This window comes from Luteimonas mephitis DSM 12574, from assembly GCF_000422305.1.
Classification (GTDB): domain Bacteria; phylum Pseudomonadota; class Gammaproteobacteria; order Xanthomonadales; family Xanthomonadaceae; genus Luteimonas; species Luteimonas mephitis.
In genome coordinates, this window is record NZ_AULN01000012.1 from 457,215 (window position 1) to 476,673 (window position 19,459).

Below are 19,459 nucleotides of genomic sequence, written 5' to 3' on the forward strand. Positions count from 1 at the left end.
GAAAAGCCGCGGATTGCCTGCTGTCGTCTACTTGCGCAGGATCGCACGCGCGCCTTGGAGGGGGTAAAGTCCGAGTTGCCGCAGCGCGGGGGCGCTGGCAGCGGCTTGCACGAGTGGCGGCATGCACAGGGGAAGGGGGACATGATGAAGACGCGCTGGCTGATGCTGCTGTTGGCGGCCTGGATGACTGCGGCGACCGCGCAGGTGGACGTGGAACCCTACGTCCGCAAGGACAATTTCACGACGATCGAGATATCCCCCGACGGCAGGTACCTGGCGGCCACCGTCCCGAAGGAGGACCGGACGGGCGTCGTAGTGTTCCAGCGCAGCGACCTGAAGGTCACGGCGAGCTTCGCGCTCGGCAAGAACAGCCATGTAGATCGCGTCTGGTGGGTGAACCCGGAGCGCCTGGTGATCAGCATCTCGGAGAAGTTTGGCTTGCTGGCCGAGCCGCAGCCGACCGGGGAACTGTATGCGATCAATGCAAATGGCAAGGACGCCGAGATCCTCGTGGGCCAGCGCGTGGTCGGCGCCGGCGCGGGAACCCGCATCAACCCCAAGAAGCAGGAGAAGATCGCGGCGTTCATGGTCGATGATCTGCGCGCCGACGACAAGGGTGTCATCGTTTCGGCCTGGCCGTTCAAGGACGATCCTTTCACGCGCGCGGAGCGGCTCGATGTCTATAGCGGAAGGAGGACGGTTGTCGCGCGCGCGCCGGTGCAGAATGCCGAATTCGTCACCGACGGGGCGGGCGAGGTGCGCTTCGCATACGGCGCCGGCAGCGACAACGCCAACAAGCTCTACTACCGTGACGGGCGGGATGGCGAGTGGCGCCTGATCAATGACGAGCGTCTGAATCATCGTCGGGAATGGCCGCTGGGGTTCTCCAGCGACGGCAAGCTCGCCTATCTGAGATCCGAGCAACTCGAAGGACCCGATGCGATCGTGGCGTTCGACCCGGCAAGCGGTGAACGCAAGCCCTTGTTGCGTGACCCTGTCGTCGATCCTTCCGTCGTGCTGTACGCCGTGGATGGAAGTGCCCCGGTGGGCGTGATGTACCGTGGTGCACGCAGCAGGACCGCCTTCTTCGACGAGCACTCTGCTGATGCGATCCTGTATCGGAAGCTCGAGGCGACGTTCCCGGACCAGGAGGTCTACATCACCTCCCGGACCGATGACGGTGCGCTGGCGCTGGTTGAGGTAAGCAGCGACCGAAACCCGGGCGACTTCTACGTATTCGACATAAGCCATGGAAAGGTTGCGTACCTGCTCAGCCGTGGCAACTGGTTCGATCCGGACAAGATGGCACCCACGCGGGCCATCTCGCTGGGGGCGCGTGACGGTGTCCAGCTGCATGGATTCCTGACAACCCCGCTGGGCATCACGCAGAAGGCATTGCCTCTGGTCGTGTTTCCGCACGGTGGGCCCTTCGGCGTTTTCGAGACCAATCGCTTCAATACCGAAGTGCAGTTGCTGGCCAAGGCGGGCTACGCGGTCCTGCGTGTGAATTTTCGCGGATCAGGAAATTACGGTCGTGAGTTCCGGCAGTCCGGTGCCCTGCAATGGGGCGGCAGGATGCAGGACGACCTGACCGATGCCACGCGCTGGGCAATCGCGCAGGGAATCGCGGATGCGGATCGGATATGCATTTATGGCGCGAGTTACGGCGGCTATGCCGCCTTGATGGGGGCAGCCAGGGAACCGGCGCTCTACCGCTGTGCGGCCGGTTACGTGGGCGTCTACGACTTGCCGATGATGACCTCGGCTGATCGGCGCAAAAGCAAGTCGCTGGCGACGTTCAATGACGAGTGGGTTGGCACGGACGTGGCCCTGCTGACCTCGGTGTCGCCGAACCGCTTGGCCGACAGGATCCGCGTGCCGGTATTCCTTGCCGCCGGTGGCGAGGACGAAATCGCGCCGATCGAGCACAGCCGCAAGATGGAAGCCGCATTGAGGCAGGCCGGCACGCCGGTCGAGTCGCTGTACTACTCGAACGAAGGGCATGGCTTCTACGTGCAGGCGCATCGAGTCGAGTTCTATCAGCGCCTGCTGGCCTTCCTGGATCGAAACATCGGGGCGGCCCGAACCAAAGGAGGGGGCAGTACCGACCAGACCGCACCGTAACCCGCGACCAGATCATTGCGCCTGCGGAGAACCTGTCGACGCGGAGGGTGTCGCAACGATGCGTGCATCGCGCCTCGGTCGTGTTACTTCACCCCATGCATCATCCGCCGCAGCAGCGGCGCGGCGATGAACGCAACCGCCGCGCAGCCCAGGCCGATCCACATCATCAGCCAGAACAAGTGCGCGTACTTCGCCGAGGCCTGGGCGATGTCCATCACCTCGCCTTCGGGGACGTCGATCGCGGCGAGTTTGCCGAACAGCGCGGCCAGGGTTTCGGAGAACGCGGTGGCGAGGAACCAGGTGCCCATCATCAGGCTCATCACTCGCGGCACCGCGAGCTGGGTGACCGCGGACAGGCCCACCGGCGACAGGCACATCTCGCCGATCTCCAGCACCAGATAGGCCAGCACCAGCCACCACACGCTGGCCATCTGCCCGGTCATGCCGACCTGCTGCGCGGCCCACGCCAGCGGGATGAACGACAGCCCGGCGAACACCAGCCCCCAGGCCGACTTCACCGGCTTCGACGGATCCAGCCCGCGCCGGTCGAGCCAGGCCCACAGGGCGGCGAAGATCGGCGCCAACAGCACCAGGAACAGTGCGCCGAGATAGGTCAGCGAGCCGGCGGTCTGCGGCAGCACCACGCAGTCGCGCACCAGCAGCACCAGCATCAGCGCGACCACCGCGATGAACAGTGCGCGCGGCGCGCCCGATGACGGGTTGCGGTCGGACATGTGCGCCGCGACCACGAACGACAGCGGCGCCAGCAGCAGCGATGCGATCGACCACGGCAGCGGCGTGCCGCCCTGGATCACCAGCGACGGCACGATGTCCTTGGTCAGCATGCGGTCGGTGAACGTCACCCAGGAGCCGTAGGTCTGCTCGTACAGGGTGAAGAACACCAGCGCCATGAAGATCAGCGTCATCAGCGCGAACATCTGCTGCCGCTGCACCGGCGTGCACTGGGTGCCGGTGAACCAGGCGAACCACAGCAGCACCACGCCCAGCACCACGATCATCAGCATCAGCGCCAGCGAAACCTGGCCGCCGAGTGCGAACGCCCCAGAGCCGGCCGCCCACATCAGCCACGCGACCGGCAGCACGCCGACGATGGCGAGCCCGTAGATCAGCCATTCGCGCGGCACCCCGGCAACGCGTTCGCGCAGGGTGTGCGGCGCCGACGGCTCGGCGTGGCCGTGCAGGTACTTCTGCCCCCACAGGAACATGCCCAGCCCGACCAGCATGCCGATGCCGGCCGCGCCGAAACCGTACTTCCAGCCGTAGACCTCGCCGAGGAAACCGCACACCAGCGAGGCGAACAGCGCACCGAGGTTGATGCCGGCGTAGAACAGCGAGAAGCCCGAGTCGCGGCGCGGATCGTTGTCGGCGTAGAGCTTGCCGACGATGGTGGAGATGTTGGGCTTGAGGAAGCCGACACCCATGATAATCAGCGCCAGCGAGAGGTAGGTAATGCGCAGCGCGCCCTCGTCGCGCACGACCTGGCCGCCGACGTTCACCGCCGCGTGACCTTCGAATGCCATCCCGAGATGGCCGAGGCACAGCAGGATGCCGCCGAACACCACCGCCTTGCGCATGCCCAGCCAGCGGTCGGCGAGCACGCCGCCGATCACCGGAATGCAATAGACAAGGCCGCCGTAGGCGCCGAGCAGGTCGAGCCCGGGGCCGTCGCCGAACAGGTGGTACTTGGTCAGGTACAGCAACAGCAGCGCCTTCATCCCGTAGAACGAGAAGCGCTCCCACATCTCGGTGAAGAAGCAGACGTAGACGCCCTTGGGGTGGCCGAGGAAGTCCTCGCCGGCGGGGATTTCACTCGCGATGCTGGCGGCCACATGCTGCTCCGTACGGAATCCGCGCGAGTATAGCGGGCGCGCCCGGGCGCACTGGACTTGGCCCGGGGCAGCGATTAGCGTGTTGGGCTTTCGTGGACAGGGGTAGAAGATGAACAAGCCGGCGACACGGCAACTCACGGTGCGGGCGGTCCTGCTGGCGGTCATCCTGGCGATGATCCTGGCCGCCGCCAATGCCTATCTCGGCCTGTTCGCCGGCCTGACCATCGCCACCGCGATTCCCGCGGCGGTGGTATCGATGGGCGTGCTGCGCCTGCTCGGCGGCGGCACGATCCTGGAGAACAACATCGTCCAGACCGGCGCCTCGGCCGGCTCGTCAATCGCCGCGGGTGTGATCTTCACCATCCCGGCACTGATCATCCTCGGCTACTGGCAGGACTTCCGCTACTCGTGGGTGCTGGCGATCGCCGGCCTCGGCGGCCTGCTCGGCGTGCTGTTCTCGGTGCCGCTGCGGCGCACGATGATCGTCGAGGAGCCACTGCCGTTCCCCGAGGGCAAGGCGGCGGCCGAAGTGCTCAAGGCCGGTGACAACCCGGGGCCGGGGCTGAAGATCCTGGCGCTGTCGGGCGTGATCGGCGCAGCGGTGAAACTGGCCGCGGCCAGCGGCCTGCGCATGATCCCCGACAGCGCGATCGGCGCCGGCTTCCTCGGCAAGTACCTGGGTTACATGGGCACCGGCCTGTCGCCTGCGCTGCTGGGCGTGGGCTACATCGTCGGCCTCAACGTCGGCATCGTGGTGGTGTCGGGCAGCATCCTGTCGTTCAACATCGCGATCCCGATCTACCACTCGTTCTTCATGGACAGCGACCCGGCGTTGGCCGCCTCGGTGGCCGGTGCGGGCGCGGCCGACATTGCCGGGGCGATCTGGTCGGCCAAGATCCGCTATCTCGGCGTCGGCACCATGCTGATCGGCGGGGTGTGGACGTTGTTCTCGCTGCGCAAGTCGCTCGCGTCCGGCATCAAGAGCGGCTTTGCCGCCGCGCGCAAGGGCGCCGGCGCAGTTGTCGCCGAAACCGACCGCGACCTGCCGATGAAGTGGATGCTGGTGGCGCTGGTGGCCTTCGTGGTGCCGCTGGGCCTGCTGTACCAGGCGATCGTCGACCAGTGGATGGTGAGCATCCCGATGACCATCATCATGATCGTCGCCGGATTTTTGTTCGTGTCGGTGTCGGCATATCTCGCCGGCCTGGTGGGTTCGTCGAACAATCCCGTGTCGGGTATCACCATCGCCACCATCCTGTTCGCCTCGGTGGTGCTGATGCTCCTGCTCGGGCGCGATTCGCCGATCGGGGCGGTCGCCGCGATCATGATCGGCGCGGTGGTGTGCTGCGCGGCCGCGGTGGGCGGCGACAACCTGCAGGACCTCAAGGCCGGCTACATCGTCGGCGCCACGCCGTGGAAGCAGCAGCTGATGCTGGCGATCGGCGCATTCTCGTGCGCGCTGATCATGGCGCCGGTGCTGAACCTGTTGGCAACCGCATACGGCATCGGTGCACCCACGCCGGATCGTCCGCAGTCGCTGGCGGCGCCGCAGGCCACCCTGATGGCGTCGGTGGCCAAGGGCATGTTCGGCGGCGAACTGCCGTGGACGATGATCGGCATCGGTGTCGGCATCGGCGCGGCGATCATCGCGTTCGACGAATGGCTCAAGGCGCGCAAGTCCAGCTTCCGCGTGCCGGTGCTGGCCGCAGCGATCGGCATCTACCTGCCGCTGGAACTGATGGTGCCGATCTTCATCGGTGGTCTGCTGTCGTACCTGGTCGAGCGCAGGAAGGGCCTGAAGAAGGGTGACGAGGAAGCGCGCGATCGCATCCACCGACCCGGCACCCTGTTCTCCGCCGGCCTGATCACCGGCGAGGCGCTGATGGGCATCGCCATCGCGATCCCGATCGTGGTGTCCGAACGCGCCGACGTGCTGGCGCTGCCGGAACAGTTCCAGTTCGGCCAGCTGGCCGGCCTGGCGGTGCTGGTCGTGGTCGGCTGGCTGCTGTATCGCAGCGGCGCGAAGAAGAACGCGCTCGGCGACGCCGAACCCGGCCCGATGTAACCCGCTTCGAAGCCCTCCCTTTCGAGGGAAGGTTGGGTAGGGACGGGGTTGCTTTGAATCGACAACCCCATCCCCATCACGGCCTTCCCCTTTGGGGGAAGGAGAAAGCCCTTGCAGCATCCGCAATTCCAGGAGTCGTCATGAAATCCCGCTACCTCGTCCTGCCCTTCGCCCTGCTGATCGCCATGCCGTCGCTGGCCGCCACGCGCGGATTCGATGTGCGCGACATGGTCAAGCTCGACCGCTACTCGTCGCCGACGCTGTCACCGGACGGGCGCAGGCTGGTGTTCGCCAAGCGCGTGCTGGACGACAAGAGCGGGAAGGCCAGCACCTCGCTGTGGATCGAGGACCTGTTCGCACGCGATGCCGCGCCGCCGAAGCGGCTCACGCCCGATGGCTGGAACGTCAACACGCCGGCGTTCTCGCCCGATGGCAGCACCGTGTATTTCCTCAGCGCGAAGGGCGGCTCGTCGCAGCTGTACGCGATGCCGGCCGCGGGCGGCACGCCGGTGCAGCTGACCGCGTTCCCGGTCGACGTCGACTCGTTCAAGCTCTCGCCCGACGGCGCCAGCGTTGCCTTCAGCGCAGGTGCGTTCCCGGACTGCAAGGGCGATGCAGGGCAGGGCGTGCTGGACTGCACCAAGGGGAAACTGGACCAGGCGGAAAAGAACAAGGCCAGCGGCATGGTCTTCGACCGCATGTTCATACGCCACTGGGACACATGGAACGACGGACGCCTCAACCGCCTGTTCGTCACCCGGCTTCCCGCGGCGAAGGCGAAGGCCGCCGCCAGCGCGACGCTTGTCGGCAGCGACGTCATCGGCGACGTGCCGTCCAAGCCATTCGGCGACAGCAGCGAGTACGCCTGGGCACCCGACGGCAAGTCCCTGGTGCTCAGCGCGCGCAAGTCCGACCGCAGCGAGCCGTGGTCCACCAACTTCGACCTCTACCTGGTCAGCGCCGACGGCAGCGGCACTGCCAGGAACCTGACCGAAGCGAACAAGGCCTGGGACACCGGCCCGGTATTCGGCAGCGACGGCAAGACGCTCTATTACCGCGCGATGAAGCGCCCCGGCTTCGAGGCCGACCGCTTCGCGCTGATGGCGATGGACCTGGGCAGCGGCGACACCCGGGAGATCGCGCCGAAGTGGGACCGTTCGGCCGACGCCATCGTCCTGTCGGAGGACGGCAAGACGATCTACACCTCCGCGCAGGACGTGGGCGAGCACCCGCTGTTCGCGATCGACGTGGCCACGGGCGAAGCGAAGAAGGTGGTTGGCGACGGCACGGTTTCCTCGTTCGAGATTGCCGGACCAACGCTCGCGTTCTCGCGCAACACCATGAAGACCGGCGACCAGCTGTTCACCACCGGCCTCGACGGCGCATCGCTGCGCGCGATCACCCCGAGCGCCGGCGAGATGGTGCCGGACGCCACGTTCGCCGATTTCGAGCAGTTCACCTTCAAGGGCTGGAACAACGAGACCGTTCACGGCTACGTGGTCAAGCCGTGGAACTACGAGGAAGGGAAGAAATATCCGGTCGCGTTCCTGGTCCACGGCGGCCCGCAGGGCAGCTTCGGCAACGGCTGGAGCTACCGCTGGAACCCGCAGACCTATGCAGGCCAGGGCTACGCGGTGGTGATGATCGACTTCCACGGCTCCACCGGCTACGGCCAGGCGTTCACCGATGCGATCAGCCAGCACTGGGGTGATCGCCCGCTGGAAGACCTGCAGAAGGGTTGGGCGGCAGCACAGCAGCAGTACGACTTCCTCGACGGCGCCAACGCCTGCGCGCTGGGCGCCAGCTACGGCGGCTACATGGTGTACTGGATGGCCGGCAACTGGCACACGCCGAAGTCCGGCGCGTGGAAGTGCCTGGTCGACCACGATGGCGTGTTCGACAACCGCATCATGGGCTACGCCACCGAGGAGCTGTGGTTCAGCGAGTGGGAGAACGGCGGCACGCCGTACGACAACCCGAAGGGCTACGAGCGGTTCAACCCGGTCAACCACGTCAAGGACTGGCGCGTGCCGATGCTGGTGATCCACGGCCAGCTCGACTACCGCATTCCCGTTTCTCAGGGCATCGCCGCGTTCACCGCGCTGCAGCGCCAGGGCATCGAGTCGAAGTTCCTGTACTTCCCCGACGAGAACCACTGGGTGCTCAAGCCGGACAACAGCATTCTCTGGCACGATACGGTGAATGGCTGGCTGAAGCAGCACCTGGGCCAGTAGTCCACGCGACACCCGACACGCCGCAGCGATGCGGCGTGTTTTTTTGCCAACCGGAAACCACAGACCATGACCGATGGCGCCAGCCACGCCCTGATCACCAACGACATCGTCGTCCTCGGCCTGATCGCCGCCACCCTGGGCGTGATTTTCTGGACCGAATCGCGCGAGACCGGGATCTGGAAGAAGTTCTATACCTACGTGCCGGCGCTGCTGCTGTGCTACTTCATCCCCGGCATCTACAACAGCGTCGGCCTGATCGACGGCAACAACACCAGCCTCTACAACCCCGTGGCCAGCCGCGTACTGCTGCCGGCGGCGCTGGTGCTGCTCACGCTGACGATCGACATCAAGGGCATCCTCCGGCTCGGGCCGAAGCTGCTGCTGATGTACGCCGCGTCGTCGATCAGCGTGATGATCGGCGCGGTGGCGGCGTTTGCGCTGTTCGCCGCGGTGCACCCGGCGACGGTGGCCGGCGATACCTGGGGCGGCATGACCGCGCTGGCCGGCAGCTGGATCGGCGGCGGCGCCAACATGATGGCGATGAAGGAGATCTTCGAGGTCAACGCCACCACGTTCGGCCAGTTCGCCGTGGTCGACGTGGGCGTGGGCTACGTGTGGATGGCGGTGCTGATCTTCCTCGCCGGGCGCGCCGACGCGATCGACCAGCGCAGCGGCGCCGATACGCGCGCGCTCGATGACCTCAAGCAGCGGATGTCCAGCTTCCAGGCCCAGCACGCCCGCATCGCCAGTCTTTCCGACCTGATGATCATCATCGGCATTGCCTTCGGCGCGGTCGGGCTTGCGCACGCGATCGCGACCCCCGTGTCGACCTGGTTCGGCGCCAACGTGTCGTGGGCGAAGACGGTCAGCCTGCACGAACCGTTCGTATGGGTGGTGGCGCTGTCGACCTTCATCGGCCTGGCGCTGAGCTTCACCCGTGCGCGCACCTATGAAGGCGCGGGCGCGTCGAAGATCGGCACCTTGCTGCTGTACTTCCTGATCGCCTGCATCGGCATGCAGATGGACATCATGGCGCTGCTGCAGCGGCCGGAGCTGTTCCTGCTCGGACTGGTGTGGATCCTGATCCACATCGGCCTGCTCTGGGCGTTCGGAAAACTGTTGCGCGTGCCGTTCTTCTACTTCGCGATCGGCTCGCAGAGCAACATCGGCGGTCCCGCGTCGGCACCTGTGGTGGCATCGGTGTTCCACCCGTCGCTGGCGCCGGTAGGCGCGCTGCTGGGCACGCTTGGCTACGCGACCGGAACCGGGCTGGCGTACCTGCTCGGGGTCATCCTCAGGTCGATGGCCGGCGGTTAGAGGCGTGGGACCTAGAACGCCAGCGCGGCACGCTGCTGGCGTTCTTCCACCTGCCGGGTTTGCAGCTGTTGTTGGGCGTCCTGTTCGCGCAGCTGCGACGCACTGTGCTGTGCCGGCACGCGGCTGGCGATATCAATATCAACCTGGACACGGCGGTGGGCCGGATCCTGCAGGTTGCCCTGCACCGCAAACACGCGGTCGCCGCTGCTGGAAGCGAGCACGTGGTCGATATGTTCCAGTCCGTCCATGCGTGCACGCGCCGCCACGCCCGCAGCGACGTTGAAGAAGCGTTCGTTGTCGTCCAGGTCCAGCTGCCGGCGTTGTGCGGCCAGGCCGCCGAGCGCGCCGCCCAGCAGCCGGCTCGATGTGCTGTCCGCGTCGCCGGTGGCGCGCGGAGGAATGCCTGCGCTGCGCTCGCGCACCTGCAGCTGTGCCAGGTCCTGGGCCTCCATCACCGCCTCGATGAAATGCAGGTCGACGCGATGCATCAGCATCTTGCCGGGCACGAGGCGCTCGAAGAACGACAGCGGATCGGGATCCGGCAGGACGATCTCGTGCCCGGGTGCGTCCGGCATCGCCCATTTGAGCGGGATGCTGTCTTCCTGCAGGTGGGTCAGGATCTCGTTCTCGACGCGATAGCTGCGGATCAGGCCTTGCTCGGCCTCCCGCTTCAGCACGTCGGCATCGAAGCCGTAGCGTTCCAGCGTCTTGTCGTGCACGCCGGCGGCGTTGAAGGTCACCGCGGGAACCTCGTTGACCATGCTTGCCGCAGCTGCCAGGCCGCCGCCTAGTGATTGTCCGGTCAGGATCACGTTGTCGCCGAATGCCCGTTTCGCTTCCTGTGCCAATGCAATGGCTTCGTCGTACTGGGCGTCCTGGAACCCCAAGCCCTGGCGGAAGTTGTGGGGCCAGTCCTGGAATTCGTCGCTGCCGGCGTAGGCCACCACAACGGCCCCGCTGGCGTCGCGGTAGAGCGAGGCATCGAAGCCGGTCTTGGCATCGTGCAACAGGCTCGGGTCGATGCCCGCTGCCTGGACCGCAGCGTTATCCATGCGTGCCCAGGTGCCGGGCAGGTCGGGTTCGGGCAAGGGTTCCCCGCGGCGCGCATCGGCAACGTCATAGTTGTCCTGGATCAGCCTCGACAACACGCGGTCGACCGCATGCGGTTGCTGTCCGAAGACATCGCCGGCAAAGCCGCCGCCAGGCGAAGTGAAAGGCGAGGTGCTGGACATCCCTGTGGAAACGTTCATGCGCGATTCCTTTGCGTGAGCTGGCCCTTCGTGGGCGGGCATTCGCGGCGCCAGCTGACTGGTGGCGCCGTGCGTTCCTGCACTGCGTTACTGCATTGCGATCCCGTGCGCGACAAGCCAGTCGCGGACCCGTTGCCGCGACTGCAGGCCTGCGGCATTGAGCCGCGCATCCGAACCGGAGAACAGCGCGACCTGGAACGTGTCTCCGCGGCTGTTGGCCGCGTTTGGATCGACGCCCAGCTGCAGCAATTGCAGCACGCGATCGGCATCGTTGACCTGCGCAGCCACGTGCAGCAGAGAGTTGCCCATCGTGTCGGTACGGCGGAGGTCTGCTCCGGCCTGCACCAGCAGGTCGAACTGGGCATCCCGACGGCTCTGCACCGCACGGAAGATGGGGGTGCGACCGCCGTGGGTGCTGACGAGATCCACCGGGGCACCGTGCTCGATCAGCACCTGCAGGTACTGCGGATCGTCGACGAGCGCGGCCATGTGCGCGACGGTTTCGTTGTCCATGCCCGGCGCGGCGGGGTCTGCCCCTGCTTCCAGCAGTGCCGACAGCGCGGCCGGCTTCTGGTTCCAGATCGCCCATTCAAGCAGGGTGACGTCGTCGTCGCCGCGCGCGGACAGGTCGGTCGCCGGGGCGAGGGCGCGAATCGCGGAAACATCGCCTTTGGCGATTGCTTCGGCCATGGGTGTGATCGCGGGATCGTGGAAGGGAAGGGCGGCGGGGTCCTTGAGCGCTGCGGACATGCTGGTTTGCTCCTTTGCACCGGCCGGGTCGGCGGCGCATGAAACCATCAGGATGGATGTCGCGAGTGCCGCCAGGGCAGGGACGTGCTTGCGCATGTGCGGGTTCCTTTCCGGCTGCGTTGCGTTCGCGTCGCGCGGGTGTCCTGTGGCGCGACTCGATCCGATCCTAGCATCGCTTCGACGCCCATGCAGCCGCGATTCCGTGATCGCGTCCCGGGTTCTTGCAATCCGAAACCCGGCTCAGCAGCAGCGGAATCCACTCCTGCCGCCGAAGCGCGCTTCCTGGCGCTCGCGGAAGAACGTCGGGTAGTCCATCGGTTCGCGGTCGGGGTGCTTTTCGAGGACATGCCGGACATAGTTGTCGTAGTCCGGCACGCCGCAGCACAGCCGCGCGGCCTGCACCAGCCGTCGCCAGGCGAGCTTGTGGGCCTGGTAGTGGCCGAGCGGGACGAGTGCGGTGCCCATCAGGGTTGCGACGCCTGCTGTTCGGGGGTGAGCGCGATATAGGGCTGTTCGCGATCGGTGCGCGTGGTGCTGGCGCGCGCCCTGGCGATCGCCTTGACCGCGTAGAACAGCACCGCAAGCACCACGAACAGGAACAGCGCGGTGAGCGCGGCGTTGACGTAGTTGTTGATCATGATCTGCTGCATTCCTCCGAAATCCCTGGAGGGCGCAATCAGTTCGCCGGCCGCGAGCGCCTCGCGATACTTGCCGGCCTGCGCGAGGAAGCCCACACCCGGGTCCTTGTCGAAGATCTTGATCCAGCCTGCCGCGGTGGTGCAGACCAGCAGCCACGCCGTCGGCACGATCGACACCCAGGCGTAACGCTCCTTCTTCATCTTGAACAGCACCACCGTGCACAGCAGCAGCGCGATGCCCGCGAGCATCTGGTTGGCAATGCCGAACAGCGGCCACAGCATGTTGATGCCGCCCAGCGGGTCGGTCACGCCCTGGTAGAGGAAATAGCCCCACAGCGCCACGCAGCCGCCGGTGGCAACGAGGTTCGGGACCCAGGCCTCGGTGCGGCGCATCACCGGCACGAAGTTGCCGAGCAGGTCCTGCAGCATGAAGCGGCCCGCGCGGGTGCCGGCGTCGACCGCGGTGAGGATGAACAGCGCTTCGAACAGGATCGCGAAGTGGTACCAGAACGCCATCATGTTGGCGCTCGGCAGCACGCTGTGCAGGATCTGTGCGATGCCGACCGCCAGCGTAGGCGCGCCGCCAGCGCGCGAAAGGATGCTGCTTTCGCCGATCTCGTGCGCGGTCGCAGTGAGCAGGTCGGGCGAAACCACGAAGCCCCAGCTCGACACGGTCTGCGCGACGGTGGCCGCATCGGTGCCGATGATCGCGGCCGGGCTGTTCATGGCGAAGTACACGCCCGGATCGATGATCGACGCGGCCACCATCGCCATGATCGCGACGAACGATTCCATCAGCATGCCGCCGTAGCCGATGTAACGCGCGTCGCGTTCGTTGGCCAGCAGCTTGGGCGTGGTGCCCGACGCGATCAGCGCGTGGAAGCCGGAGACGGCGCCGCAGGCGATGGTGATGAACAGAAACGGGAACATGCTGCCCTTCCACACCGGCCCGGTGCCGTCGGTGAACTGGGTCAGCGCCGGCATCCGCAGTTCCGGCATCACGATCACGATGCCAATCGCCAATGCGACGATGGTGCCGATCTTGAGGAAGGTCGACAGGTAGTCGCGCGGTGCCAGCAGCAGCCACACGGGCAGCACGGCGGCAACGAAGCCGTAGCCGATCAGCATCCAGGTGATCTGGGTGCCGGTGAAGGTGAAGGCGGGGCCCCAGGTCGGGCTGGCGGCGACCTGGCCGCCGAACCAGATCGCGGCCAGCAGCAGCACCAGGCCGACCACCGAGATCTCGCCGATCCTGCCGGGCCGGATGTAGCGCATGTAGATGCCCATGAAGATCGCGATCGGCATCGTCGCGATCACCGTGAACATGCCCCACGGACTGCCCTGGAGCGCCTTCACCACGATCATCGCCAGCACCGCGAGGATGATGATCATGATCAGGAAGGCGCCGAACAGCGCGATGGTGCCGGGCGCCTGCCCCATCTCCTCGCGGACGAGGTCGCCGAGCGAGCGGCCGTCGCGGCGGCTGGAGATCACCAGCACCATGAAATCCTGCACCGCGCCGGCGAGCACGACGCCGGTGATCAGCCACAGCGTGCCGGGCAGGTAGCCCATTTGCGCGGCCAGCACCGGGCCGACCAATGGGCCGGCGCCGGCGATCGCGGCGAAGTGGTGGCCGAACAGCACGTGCCGGTTGGTGGGCACGAAGTCGAGGCCGTCGTTGTTGAGCACGGCCGGCGTCGCACGCTTGCCGTCCAGCCCCATCACCTTGTCGGCGATGAACTTGCCGTAGAACCGGTAGGCCACCAGGTAGATCGAAACGGCGGCCGCCACGATCCACAGCGCATTGATTGATTCGCCGCGCCGCAGCGCGATGGTGCCGAGGCAGAACGCGCCCAGCAGCGCCAGCGCCGCCCATGCGATTTTCTTCGCGAAGCCACCGTTCATGTGTCGCCCTCCGTCCGGAACCGGCAGGGTCTCGCTTGCGCTGCGGGCGGTCAATGCGAAAACGATGCTGCGGCGCAAAAACGGTCTACGACATTGGTCGTAGTCCGCGGGCGACGGCAGGGCTTCCGTGCAGGAGCGGCTTCAGCCGCGCGCTTTCCGGCCGTTTGCCGGATGGGGAAGGAGGCGCGGCGGGAACCGCCGCTGCAAGGCAGGAGGAGTCGTGGCGCTCAGTTCGCCAGCACGCGCCGGACCTCGGCGACGAACTCCGGGTCGACCTGGCTGCCGATCTGCTCGGTGCGGGCCACGATGCGACCGTCGCGGTCGAGCAGCACCAGCGCGCTGGTGTGGTTGAACTCGCCGTCGGCCAGCTGCCGGTAGCGCACGCCCAGCACGCCGGCCACGCCGCGGACGTTGTCCTGTGTTGGACTGGCCAGCGACCAGCGCGCTTCGTCGAGCTTGCGCTTGCGCGCCACCGACATCAGCGCCTCGGGATCGTCGCGCGCCGGATCCATGCTGATCAGCAGGATGCCGAGCTTCGCGCGCTCCGCTTCGGTCAGGGCACGCTCAACCGCCTTGCCGCTGTCGACGATCAGCGGGCACACGTACTGGCAGGAGGTGTAGAACATCGCCACCACCTGCGGCGTGCCGCGCCGGCTGCGCCAGTCCCACGACTTCCCGTTCTGGTCGGTAAGCGTGGCCGGAAGCTGGTAGACCGAATCGCGCGGCAGCGGTGCCTGCTTCGGCGCCGCAACCGCGCCGGCCGCGAGCAACAGCAGCGCAAGCGGCAGGCAGATGATGGATGTCCGGAAGAGTTTCATTTCACGTCCCTTGCACAGCGGAAGCCGAGATTTGCAGTGGTGTCGTCTGCGTCGAGCGAAGACAGCATCGCCACCCGCATCAGCACCGCGTAGTTCTCGCGGTCGTCCATCGACAGCGCGCCGGCGCCGCAGAACTTGAACTTGTCGGCGTCGCCCTGCGTGCGGTTGTCGCCGGAGACCAGCAGCGACGAGAAGTCGTCGGTCCATTCCCACACCAGCCCGTGCAGGTCCTGCACGCCCCAGGCGTTGGGCGTCTGCAGGCCGGCGCGCGGCAGCGCCTGGTTGGAGGGCTTCGAGTACCAGCCGAGGATGCGCTCGCGCCAGATCGGATCCATGCGCGCGTCGCGACGGGTCTCGTCGGCCGCGGCGGCGTATTCCCATTCCGACCACGTCGGCAGCCGGCCGCCCTGCGCCTCGCAGTAGGCCGATGCCGCGAACCAGCTGACCTGCACCACCGGCTGCTCCGGCAGCACGTCACCGCCCAGCGTTTCGGGGCCGGCCCAGTGAGACAGGTAGCGCCCTTCGGCCAGCACCGAGGCGACCTTGTCGCGCCGCCACTGCGGGTGCGATTTCACGAACTCGAGGAACTCGGCGTTCGTGACCGGACGCTTCTGCAATTCGAACGGCGCCAGTTTCACCTGGCGCGCGTCCTCGTACTTGAGCGCCGAGCGGAAATTGCCACCCGGAAGTTTCACCCAGGCCGCGCCGCCGGCCGCCGCGATGGCGACGGCGGCGACGGGCAGCAGGCAGAGCAGGGCGGCGATGCGGCGCATGGCGATTGCCTCAATGGCCTTCGGATGCGTTGGCGGGCTTGACCTTGCGGATCTCCGCCGCATCGGCCTTGGTCACACGGCCGCCCGGGTTGCCCCACGTGTTGAGCACGTAGGTGGAGATGTTGGCCACCTCGTCATCCGTCAGCTGGCTCATCGGCGGCATGATCGAGTTGTAGTCCTGGCCGTTGACCTTCACCGGTCCCTGCATGCCGTGCAGGATCACTTCCGGCACGCGCTTCGGGTTGGCGGCGATGTAGTCGGACTTCGCCAGCGGCGGGAACACCCCCGGCATGCCTTCGCCACTGGGCTGGTGGCAGGTGGAGCAGGTGCCGGCGAACAGCGCCTTGCCGGCTTCGACCTGTTCTTCCACCGTCAGGTCGCCCGACTGCTGCGCCTTGGCCGCCGTGCTGACCGCGGCCAGGTTGGGCGCGGCGCGGTCGCCGATGTACATCGCGTCGACTTCCTTGCCCGAGTAGATGTCGGGGCGTTCGGCGCCGTCGGCCTTGAGGATCGCCAGCGCACCCTTGTTGAAGGCGCGGAAGATCGAGTGGTCGACCAGCACGTAGCTGCCGGGCACCTCCAGGTGGAAGTCCATGATCGCCGCGCCGCCCGCGGGAATCAGCGTGGTCTGCACGTTCTCGTTGAAGCGCGTGCCGCCTTCGAACCAGACCTTGTCGAAGATCTCGCCGATCACGTGGAAGCTCGACACCAGGTTGGGACCGCCGTTGCCGACGTACAGGCGCACGTTCTCGCCGGTGTTGGCCGTCAGGGCCTTGTCACCCGTGAGCGCGCCTTCGCTGCCGTTGAACAGGACATACGTCGGGTTCTCGTCGATGCCCTTCTGCATGTCGAAGTCCTGGTGGCCCTTCTCGCGGTACTTGCCCGAGGTGTAGAAGTCGCCCTGCATCACGTAGTACTCCTTGTCCACCGGCGGCATGCCTGCCGGCGGCTCGACCAGGATCAGGCCGTACATGCCGTTGGCGATATGCATGCCCACCGGCGCCGTGGCGCAGTGGTAGACGAACAGGCCGGCGTTGAGCGCCTTGAACGTGAAGCGGGTGACGTGGCCCGGCGCGGTGAAGCTCGACGCCGCGCCGCCGCCCGGCCCGGTGACGCCGTGCAGGTCGATGTTGTGCGGCATCTTGCTGTCGGGCATGTTGCGCAGGTGGAACTGCACCGTGTCGCCCTGGCGCACGCGGATGAAGCTGCCGGGCACCGTGCCGCCGAAGGTCCAGAACGTGTAGGTCACGCCTTCCGAGATTTCCATTTCCTTCTCGACCACGTCGAGTTCGACGATGACCTTGGCCGGGTAGTCGCGGCCGGTCGGCGGCGGCACGTGCGGCGGAGAGGTCAGGATCGCTTCGATCGGCTTGCCCTGCGGCGGACCGAAGTCGCCCTTGAGCGAGCCGCCCGAGTCGGCGGTCGCGGCTGCGTGCGTGGCCGTGGCCTCCGGCGTCGCGTCCTTCTTGCAGCCGGCCGCGGCCACGAGGGTCGCGATGGCGAGACAGGCGATGAGGTGTTTCATGGTCTGTGTCCCTTTCCCGTTTGGGGTGACTTACTAAAGCATGGAAGTGCGTTGTGTTCGCGTGTTCATACGGCGGAGGACGATGCCGGGCGGGCATGAACATCCGTATGCGTACGGTAAGCGTGATGCGGCATTCACCCCATGACCTGAGTCAAGCCGGATGAAGCCCGGAGCGGCACAATTGTGTGTGCTTCCGGTGGGGACGCGCTTGATCCGGATCAAAGCGCCGCATGCCGCCGCGCGCCCGGAACCTACCTTGCCGTATGGCGCGATGGTGCTGTGTGGTCGCGTGGTTCCGCCGCACTGCTGACATAATTCCCGTTTCCCCCAAGACCGGATCGGATCAATGACGAGACCTTCTTCGCTGGACCGCGAACAGCTTCTCGCCTGCGGGCGTGGCGAAATGTTCGGCCCCGGCAACGCGCGCCTGCCGCTGCCGCCGATGCTGATGTTCGACCGCATCACGCAGATCGCCAGCGAGGGCGGCGCGTTCGGCAAGGGCCTGATCCGCGCCGAACTCGACATCCACCCGGACCTGTGGTTTTTCGGCTGCCACTTCGAGGGCGACCCGGTGATGCCCGGCTGCCTGGGCATGGATGCGATGTGGCAGCTCACCGGCTTCTACCTGCCGTGGCTGGGCGAACCCGGGCGCGGCCGCGCGCTGGGCGTGGGCCAGGTGAAGTTCAGCGGCCAGGTGCTGCCGGACGCGAAGCTGGTCAGCTATGAAATCGACATCCGCCGGGTCATGCGCGGCAAGCTCGCGCTGGTGATCGCCGACGGCCGCACGCTGGTCGACGGCAACGAGATCTACGTCGCCGAAGGCCTGCGCGTGGGCTTGTTCCGCACGACGGAGGGCTTCTGATGAATGGCCCCGATGGCAATCGCCGCGTCGTCGTCACAGGCATGGGCATCGCTTCGTGCCTGGGCAACGACCAGGCCAGCGTCACGGCTTCGCTGCGCGAGCTCAAGGCCGGTATCCGCTTCATGCCCGAGTACGCAGAGCTGGGTCTGCGCAGCCAGGTGGCCGGCGCGCCGGAGATCGACCTGGACGCGCAGATCGACCGCAAGCTCAAGCGCTTCATGGGCGACGCCGCGGCGTACGCCTACGTGTCGATGCGCGATGCGATCGCCGATGCGGGACTGGCTGACGAGAGCGTCCGCGACACCCGTACCGGCCTGATCGCGGGCTCGGGCGGCGGCTCGCCGCAGTGGCAGATCGAGACCGGCGACCTGCTGCGCAACCGCGGCGTGCGCAAGGTCGGGCCGTACATGGTGCCGCGCACGATGGGATCAACGGTGTCGGCCGCGCTGTCGACAGCGTTCGGCATCCGCGGCATCAGCTATTCGATTTCCGCCGCCTGCGCGACTTCCGCGCACTGCATCGGCGCGGCCGCCAACATGATCCGCCACGGCGCCAAGGACGTGATGTTCGCCGGCGGCGGCGAGGAACTGCACTGGGGCATGACCGCGCAGTTCGACGCGATGGGCGCGCTGTCCACGCATCACAACGACACGCCTGAAAGCGCCTCGCGGCCCTACGACACCGGCCGCGACGGCTTCGTCATCGCCGGCGGCGGCGGCATGCTGGTGCTGGAGGACTACGAGCACGCCAAGGCGCGCGGCGCGCGCATCCACGCCGAACTGGTCGGCTATGGCGTGACCTCCGACGGCGTCGACATGGTCGCCCCGTCGGGCGAGGGCGCGGTGCGCTGCATGCGCATGGCGATGGACGGCGTCGACACGCCGATCGACTACCTCAACACCCACGGCACCTCAACGCCGCTGGGCGACATCGTCGAACTCGAAGCGGTGCGCGAAGCCTTCGGCGGCAAGCTGCCGCCGCTGTCGTCGACCAAGGGCCTGTCGGGCCACTCGCTCGGCGCAGCCAGCGTGCACGAGGCGATCTACTGCCTGCTGATGCTGCGCGGCGGCTTCATGGCTGGCTCGGCCAACATCACCGAGCTCGATCCGCGCGCGGAGGGCTTCCCGATCCTGCGCGAAAGCACCGACGCGAAGCTGCGCACGGTGATGTCGAACAGCTTCGGCTTCGGCGGCACCAACGGCACCCTGGTGTTCCGCAGCCTGTAGCCGCGATCCCGGGCGCGAGCGGCATCGCTGCTGGCCCGCGCCCGGCGCGCCAGCGGCGCGGGTATTGACCTGGATCAGGGCGCGGCCGATGCCGTGCGGCCACCATGGCGCCATCCCGACTT

14 protein-coding genes are annotated in these 19,459 nt (G+C 66.9%); 6 read left to right on the forward strand and 8 right to left on the reverse strand.

The genetic code is table 11. The features are described from left to right. Positions 1 to 144: 144 nt before the first annotated feature. A complete protein-coding gene (locus H570_RS16010; protein WP_084499653.1) occupies positions 145 to 2,124 on the forward strand; it encodes an alpha/beta hydrolase family protein in 1,980 nt (659 codons plus the stop codon). A gap of 83 nt (positions 2,125 to 2,207) precedes the next feature. Here H570_RS16010 and H570_RS0102245 read toward each other — a convergent pair whose 3' ends face one another. Next, positions 2,208 to 3,974, reverse strand: a complete 1,767-nt coding sequence (locus H570_RS0102245) for a peptide MFS transporter (RefSeq protein WP_027079332.1) — start codon at positions 3,972 to 3,974, stop codon at positions 2,208 to 2,210. 109 nt (positions 3,975 to 4,083) lie between these two features. Between H570_RS0102245 and H570_RS0102250 the strand changes: the two genes are divergently transcribed. From H570_RS0102250 to H570_RS0102260, 3 genes are all read left to right on the forward strand, one after another. After that, positions 4,084 to 6,039 carry an OPT family oligopeptide transporter gene (locus H570_RS0102250; protein WP_027079333.1) on the forward strand — a complete coding sequence of 652 codons (1,956 nt, stop codon included), beginning with the start codon at positions 4,084 to 4,086 and terminating at the stop codon, positions 6,037 to 6,039. A 140-nt stretch (positions 6,040 to 6,179) separates the two neighbouring features. Further along, entirely contained in the window at positions 6,180 to 8,273 is a 2,094-nt protein-coding gene (locus H570_RS0102255; RefSeq protein WP_027079334.1) for an alpha/beta hydrolase family protein, read from the forward strand. 66 nt (positions 8,274 to 8,339) lie between these two features. After that, positions 8,340 to 9,590: a DUF819 family protein gene (locus H570_RS0102260; protein WP_036134667.1), complete on the forward strand. Its 1,251-nt coding sequence runs from the start codon at positions 8,340 to 8,342 to the stop codon at positions 9,588 to 9,590. A gap of 11 nt (positions 9,591 to 9,601) precedes the next feature. Here the strand turns inward: H570_RS0102260 and H570_RS0102265 are convergent, their stop codons facing one another. From H570_RS0102265 to nirK, 7 genes are all read right to left on the reverse strand, one after another. Then, positions 9,602 to 10,840 carry a Tle-like phospholipase domain-containing protein gene (locus tag H570_RS0102265; protein ID WP_027079336.1) on the reverse strand — a complete coding sequence of 413 codons (1,239 nt, stop codon included), beginning with the start codon at positions 10,838 to 10,840 and terminating at the stop codon, positions 9,602 to 9,604. Between the two features lie 87 nt (positions 10,841 to 10,927). Next, positions 10,928 to 11,686, reverse strand: coding sequence for an ankyrin repeat domain-containing protein (locus H570_RS0102270; protein ID WP_027079337.1), 759 nt, complete (start codon positions 11,684 to 11,686; stop codon positions 10,928 to 10,930). A gap of 144 nt (positions 11,687 to 11,830) precedes the next feature. Beyond that, a complete protein-coding gene (locus H570_RS0102275; protein ID WP_027079338.1) occupies positions 11,831 to 12,055 on the reverse strand; it encodes a YbdD/YjiX family protein in 225 nt (74 codons plus the stop codon). Beyond that, positions 12,055 to 14,133: a carbon starvation CstA family protein gene (locus H570_RS0102280; protein ID WP_027079339.1), complete on the reverse strand. Its 2,079-nt coding sequence runs from the start codon at positions 14,131 to 14,133 to the stop codon at positions 12,055 to 12,057. Before H570_RS0102280 ends, H570_RS0102275 begins: the two co-directional genes overlap by 1 nt. Before the next feature lie 227 nt (positions 14,134 to 14,360). After that, positions 14,361 to 14,951 carry an SCO family protein gene (locus H570_RS0102285; RefSeq protein WP_036134670.1) on the reverse strand — a complete coding sequence of 197 codons (591 nt, stop codon included), beginning with the start codon at positions 14,949 to 14,951 and terminating at the stop codon, positions 14,361 to 14,363. Continuing rightward, the gene (locus tag H570_RS0102290) at positions 14,948 to 15,724 is read right to left on the reverse strand and encodes a formylglycine-generating enzyme family protein (RefSeq protein ID WP_036134673.1); all 777 of its coding nucleotides are present in this window, start codon (positions 15,722 to 15,724) and stop codon (positions 14,948 to 14,950) included. The genes H570_RS0102285 and H570_RS0102290 overlap by 4 nt, the downstream gene beginning before the upstream one ends. 10 nt (positions 15,725 to 15,734) lie before the next feature. Then, positions 15,735 to 17,249: a copper-containing nitrite reductase gene (gene nirK / locus H570_RS0102295; protein ID WP_027079342.1), complete on the reverse strand. Its 1,515-nt coding sequence runs from the start codon at positions 17,247 to 17,249 to the stop codon at positions 15,735 to 15,737. 346 nt (positions 17,250 to 17,595) lie between these two features. Between nirK and fabA the strand changes: the two genes are divergently transcribed. Together fabA and fabB are read left to right on the forward strand one after the other, a co-directional pair. Then, on the forward strand, positions 17,596 to 18,111 hold the full coding sequence (gene fabA / locus H570_RS0102300; RefSeq protein ID WP_027079343.1) for a 3-hydroxyacyl-[acyl-carrier-protein] dehydratase FabA: 516 nt from the start codon (positions 17,596 to 17,598) through the stop codon (positions 18,109 to 18,111). Continuing rightward, positions 18,111 to 19,337, forward strand: coding sequence for a beta-ketoacyl-ACP synthase I (gene fabB / locus H570_RS0102305; RefSeq protein WP_084499624.1), 1,227 nt, complete (start codon positions 18,111 to 18,113; stop codon positions 19,335 to 19,337). Before fabA ends, fabB begins: the two co-directional genes overlap by 1 nt. Positions 19,338 to 19,459: the final 122 nt, after the last annotated feature.